General features: G+C 57.9%; 3 protein-coding genes and 1 tRNA gene. 3 read left to right on the plus strand and 1 reads right to left on the minus strand.

Annotated elements, in window-relative coordinates:
- Nucleotides 1–232: 232 nt before the first annotated feature.
- The 3 genes from G113_RS18980 to yjjG all read left to right on the plus strand — a co-directional run bounded on the left by G113_RS18980 (nucleotide 233) and on the right by yjjG (nucleotide 2,835).
- Nucleotides 233–309 (plus strand) — tRNA-Met (locus tag G113_RS18980).
- A 188-nt stretch (nucleotides 310–497) separates the two neighbouring features.
- Complete coding sequence (locus G113_RS18985) at nucleotides 498–1,988, plus strand: M17 family metallopeptidase (RefSeq protein WP_005909489.1); 1,491 nt, start codon at nucleotides 498–500, stop codon at nucleotides 1,986–1,988.
- 172 nt (nucleotides 1,989–2,160) lie between these two features.
- Nucleotides 2,161–2,835: a pyrimidine 5'-nucleotidase gene (gene yjjG / locus G113_RS18990; RefSeq protein WP_005909490.1), complete on the plus strand. Its 675-nt coding sequence runs from the start codon at nucleotides 2,161–2,163 to the stop codon at nucleotides 2,833–2,835.
- Between the two features lie 298 nt (nucleotides 2,836–3,133).
- Here yjjG and G113_RS18995 read toward each other — a convergent pair whose 3' ends face one another.
- Nucleotides 3,134–4,393, minus strand: a complete 1,260-nt coding sequence (locus G113_RS18995) for an amidohydrolase (protein WP_005909493.1) — start codon at nucleotides 4,391–4,393, stop codon at nucleotides 3,134–3,136.
- Nucleotides 4,394–5,268: the final 875 nt, after the last annotated feature.

A 5,268-nucleotide genomic window follows, 5' to 3' on the forward strand; every position in this document is an offset into this window, starting at 1 on the left:
TTGGCCTGATGGGCGCGTTATGAACCAGCAGAGCCAGCCCCATGGCAGCGGCGCCTGTCGCTCTGCAAGACATAAGGGGAGGTTTCAGAGGCAAGAGCTTGTTTCATCGCATAAAAAGTCAGCATGGTGCTGGGAAAAGGTGCTGTTAGCGCCGCATTAATCTACATACTCAACTTTATCAAGATTTTTGCTTGCAATATTTGCGCTGGCGCCTATTATTGGCGACCTCAGACGCGGGGTGGAGCAGCTCGGTAGCTCGTCGGGCTCATAACCCGAAGGTCGTTGGTTCAAATCCAGCCCCCGCAACCACTTTCTCGTAGCTCTTCCCCTTCAATATTTCCTCATTGCTTTAGATTTCCCTTGTGCGTGTCCGGTATCTGCGGATTTTTTGCATCCCTGCCATTTCCCTTATCCCATATGGCGCCGCCCCATGGCGATCTGCTCCTGCTCAGGTATCATCTGCTCTCTTCTGTTTTCCATGGATGAGGCTGCGCTAAATGCTCGATTTTTCCTATCAGGCCCCCAACATAGACAATGAACCTCGGGATCTTGATCAGTTCATGGGGCTGAGTTCCCCTCTCAAGCTATTGATCTGCCATCAGAGTCTGAAAGAGACGCTGCTTGCGCGCACCGAACTGGCGTCAGCCACCCTGCAAGCTGCCCTGGGGCAGGAGGGGCCTTATCTGTGCCCGATCACCGATACAACTGCTCGGCCAGGGTTGCTTATGCTGATATTCAGCCCGGCGCTGGGATCCGGTCATGAACGCTTCAAAAAGATCCGGCAGTGGATTGCGCCCCTTGCCCAATACCACACCGAGCAGCTGAGTCTGCATCTGGAAGGGTTCGAGTCCGCAGAAAGAGCGCGACTCGGAGAGGTAGTACTGGCCAGCCTGTTGGCCGCCAACGTGACCTTGCCGAGCCAGAAGCGCGAGACCAAGCTGGTCACCGCCTATCGTCAGATCTCAAGTTCCCCCGCGTTTCCCCTGGATGCGGCGCGCCTGTGTGCCGAGGCAGAGGGCAATGCCCTGGCCCGCCATCTCGGGGTGTTGCCGGCATCGGTACTCAATGCGAGCGGCTACCGGCAGCGGGTGAAAGAGATGGCCAGTATCGAGGGGTGGCACTGGCAAGAATATGATGAGTCTGCACTGAAAGGCCTGGGCGCCGGTGCCTTCCTCGCGGTGAGCCGGGGCGCCGAGGATAGCCAGGGCGCCATCGTGAAACTCAGTTATCTACCCGCGGGCGCCACCCAGCAGCTGGCCCTGGTGGGCAAGGGGATCTGCCACGATTCGGGCGGCTACAACCTCAAGGTGGGGGGCTCCATGTATGGCATGCATCTCGATATGGGGGGGAGCGCTGTGGCACTCGGTACCCTGCTCGCCATTAGCCGAGCCAGACTGCCGGTACAGGTTCACTGCTGGCTGGCCATCGCCGAGAACCACATAGGCCCGCAGGCTTATCGTCCCGGTGAGGTGGTCACCGCTTGCAATGGCACCACCATCGAGGTGGTGGACACGGATGCCGAGGGACGCATGGTGCTGGCCGATGCCCTGGCGCTGGCGGCGCGGGACGAACCTGATCTCATCATCGACTACGCCACCCTGACCGGTGCCTGCAAACGGGCGCTGGGCAGTCGTTATAGCGGCGCCTTTACCAACCAGGCCGGGTGGCTGCCGAGCCTGATCCAGCTGGGGCAAGAGAGTGGTGAACGGGTTTGGCCCTTCCCGCTGGACAGTGATTATGATGAGGCGCTGGAGAGTGAATGGGCGGATCTGTTGCAGTGCGCCCCTGGCGCCTCGCCGGATCATATCGATGCGACCCGTTTTCTCAGTCGTTTCGTGCCAGCCGATACCCCTTGGTTGCATCTGGACTTGTCCGGTTATCGCAACAAGGGCGGCAATGGGGTGGTTGGCAGCGAGGTAACGGGCTTCGGGGTGCGGTTTACCCTGGCACTGCTGGCCGACTGGCAGGCCGGCAAGCTGGGATCCTGACTGGATCCCGTCCGCGCCCTGGCTGATAATGGCGTCCTGCTTGTCGGCCCGGTCGTCAAAGATGAGTGGCTTTTGGCATCGAAAGGCCACTCATTGCCAAGGGTTGACCACTGTTTAGCCCGTTTGGCCGGGTCAATGCCAGCTTTCATTTTCCATGTAGTAAAGGATTGATATGAATACGCCATCTTATGACTGGGTACTGTTTGATCTTGATGAAACCCTGGTGGATTTCCCGGTGGATCTCGCCTTGGAGCAGACTTTGCAGCTGCACGGTATCGCAGCGAGTGAAGCGCGGATGAGTGAGTATCGTGAGCTCAATCATCGACTGTGGGGCCAGTACAACAGTGGTGAAATAGATGCCCAGCATTTGCAACAGACCCGCTTCTCGCCCTTCGTCCCAGAAGGCCTCGACCCCCTCGCCATGAATAACACCTTCCTCATGCAGATCATTGCGCTGAGCCAGCCCCTGGACGGGGTGGTGGAGACCTTGCTGCGATTGAAGGAGCGGGTGAGCATGGGGATCATCACCAATGGCTTTAGCTTGCCCCAGCGCGGTCGTCTGGCCAAGCTCGGTTGGCACGACTGGTTTGCGCCGCTGATCATCTCGGATGAGGTGCAAGTCACCAAGCCGTCAGCGGCTATCTTCGAGCGGAGCCTGGCATTAATGGGTCGGCCGGATCCGGCCCGGGTGCTGATGGTGGGGGATAATCCCAAGACTGACATTGCGGGCGCGGCAGCCATGGGGCTGGCTACCTGCTGGTATAACCCCCAAGGTCAGGAGGGGGACTGTGCCCCGACCCACGAGATCCGCCACTTCAGCCATCTGGCCGACATCGTACTGCGATAGCTGGCACTGGCAGTACCGAGAGAGATTGTTGAGATGAGCGTACTGACAGAGGGCGGGGATAGACCTACATAGTGCCTGAAACAAGCATCAGGCTGACGGAATGTGATAAAAACAGGCAGCCATCAGGCTGCCTGTTTCATTGGCAGATCCCCGCCAAGCATGTGGGGAACTGCTTGCTGGCAGCCAATCCTCATTATTGGATCAGGGCACAGCCTGTGCGCGATAGCGCGCTCGAGCAATGTGGCCCCCTGGCTATCAGGGTTGCATGGACGCCGAGCGATGGTGCGGCATCAAGGGTTCAAGACACAGCCAGCCTGTGCTGGATAAAACGCTCCAGCAAGCCAACCCCATGGGCCATTACGGTTTCATCGAAGTTGAATGCGGGGTGATGGTGGGGAGCACTGAGGTCGGCACCCAGGATCAGGTAAGCCGCCTGACCGCCATTGCGCTGCACCCGCTCGATGAGGAAACCCGCATCCTCACTCGCCCCGAAGCGTCGGGTGTGTACCGTATTGAGGGCCATGGCGTCGGCCAGGGGCATCAGCTCCTCGATGAGTTCAGGGCTGTTGTTGATACCGATGGCTTCACCCTGCTTGCGAATGAGATAACTCACCCCCTGCATCAGGGCGGCCCCCTCAACGATGCGTTGCACCTGACCAAACACATAGTCGTTGAGCGCAGGACTGGCCCCCCGGGTTTCCCCTTGCAGGCGTGCCTGACCCGGGATCACATTGCGACCGCTGCCGCCACTGAGCTGCCCGACATTGATACGGGTCATGCCGTCGCGATGGCGGGGGATGCCGAGCATGGCGGTGGTTGCCATGCACGCCGCGGCCAGGGCATTGTGCCCCGCGTTGGGTTCGAGCCCGGCGTGGGCCGACTCTCCCATGAATTCCACGTCAAACTTGGTCGAACAGAGAAATTCGGTGGGGTTGAGCACCAACTCGCCACTGGCGGCATGAATACCGATGTGCAGGGCCAGCAGCGCGTCAACATCATCGAGTTGACCGCCCGCCGCCAGTGCCTTGCCGCCTCGGCATCCCTCTTCCGCCGGTTGGAAGAAGAGCTTGATTCGCCCTCCCAGTTGCTCGGCTTGGGCCATGATCCGCTCCGCCAGTACCAGACCGATGGCGGTATGACCATCATGGGCACAAGCGTGCATCCAACCCGGGTTGTGAGACTGCCATGCCTCCTGGTTGGGCTGATGCTGCTCGCCGCCATCTTCGTCAACTTCCACTGCGTCTATGTCGAAGCGAAACCCCAAGGTCGGGCCGGGTCGCCCGCTGTCCCAGAGTCCCATGACGCCGGTCAGGTTTTCGATGCGCGCCAACCAGTCGGGGTTGGCCCCTTGGCGCAAGGCGCGCTCCTTCTGTGCTGCCACATCTATCTGGCGACCCATCACCAATGAACTGGCCAGCAGGGCATCTCCCAGCATGACTGTGAAACCGAGTTCATTGAGGCGATGTGCGATGAGTGAGCTGGTACGAAATTCACACCAGGCCGCTTCCGGCAGGCGATGCAGGTCGCGGCGCCAGTGGCGCAGGGCGTCGATAGTCATAACGGATCCCGAGAAAAAACAGAAGAGCACCATTGTGAACCCGGGGTTGGGCAGAGTAAATCGGTGATGGGGCTGAGCAGGAGAGGTCGGACGAGCATGGCCGTCATGGGGGAATGCAGAAATGGTGCAAAAAGCACAAACAAAAACACCAACCGTGACTAATGCACAGTTGGTGTCGATTAAACAGTCGTTTTCTGGTCAGTCAGTGAGGCGGCAAGCGCCCCACATGGCTCAAAACTGGGACAGTGAAGGCAGGGAAACTGCGACCAGAGTGAAAAACACAGTGAAAACTGCTGTAACTAAGAATTCGGTCATATCTTTTCTCCCTGGCTGGCTGTTGATGGATCCAAGATAACACAAAGGGAGATTAAAACAATGGCTCATTGTGATAAACGAGCCACTTTAATGAGTTGGGAGTCCAAGTGACCGTTTTTGCATGCTGGTGTTTGAAATGCAGCCAAGTTGCCATGGTTAAAAAAATACTTAGACAAGAAAGTATTTTAAAGTCATTAATTTCAATGGTTTATGTTTGATTTGTGCCTGGGTTATGGGTGGGTCTTGAATGAGGCTTTTTAGCTTTATCCACTTTTATAAGGAATAAATGACGATCCAGCCCAGTCAAAAGCTGTCGCCGATGTCTATTTTTGACCGTCAGAAGGTCTCCTCCTCCTCTTTAAGCAGATTTTTTGAGGGTGTCGATTTTATGATCTTATCTAACGCCATGACGCGGTTCACTCTTTGACCCGAAAGAGGGGAGGGGTTGCACTCAGATCGACAAGGGGGGAGAGGGGAGAGCCAGTGGCGCCGAAGGAGAGGGAGGATAGCGCACTACGGGATCAGAGGGAGGCTGCCAGCAGGGCGGGGGCAACCTAGGG

It is taken from the genome of Aeromonas molluscorum 848 (assembly GCF_000388115.1).
Taxonomy (GTDB): Bacteria; Pseudomonadota; Gammaproteobacteria; order Enterobacterales; family Aeromonadaceae; genus Aeromonas; species Aeromonas molluscorum.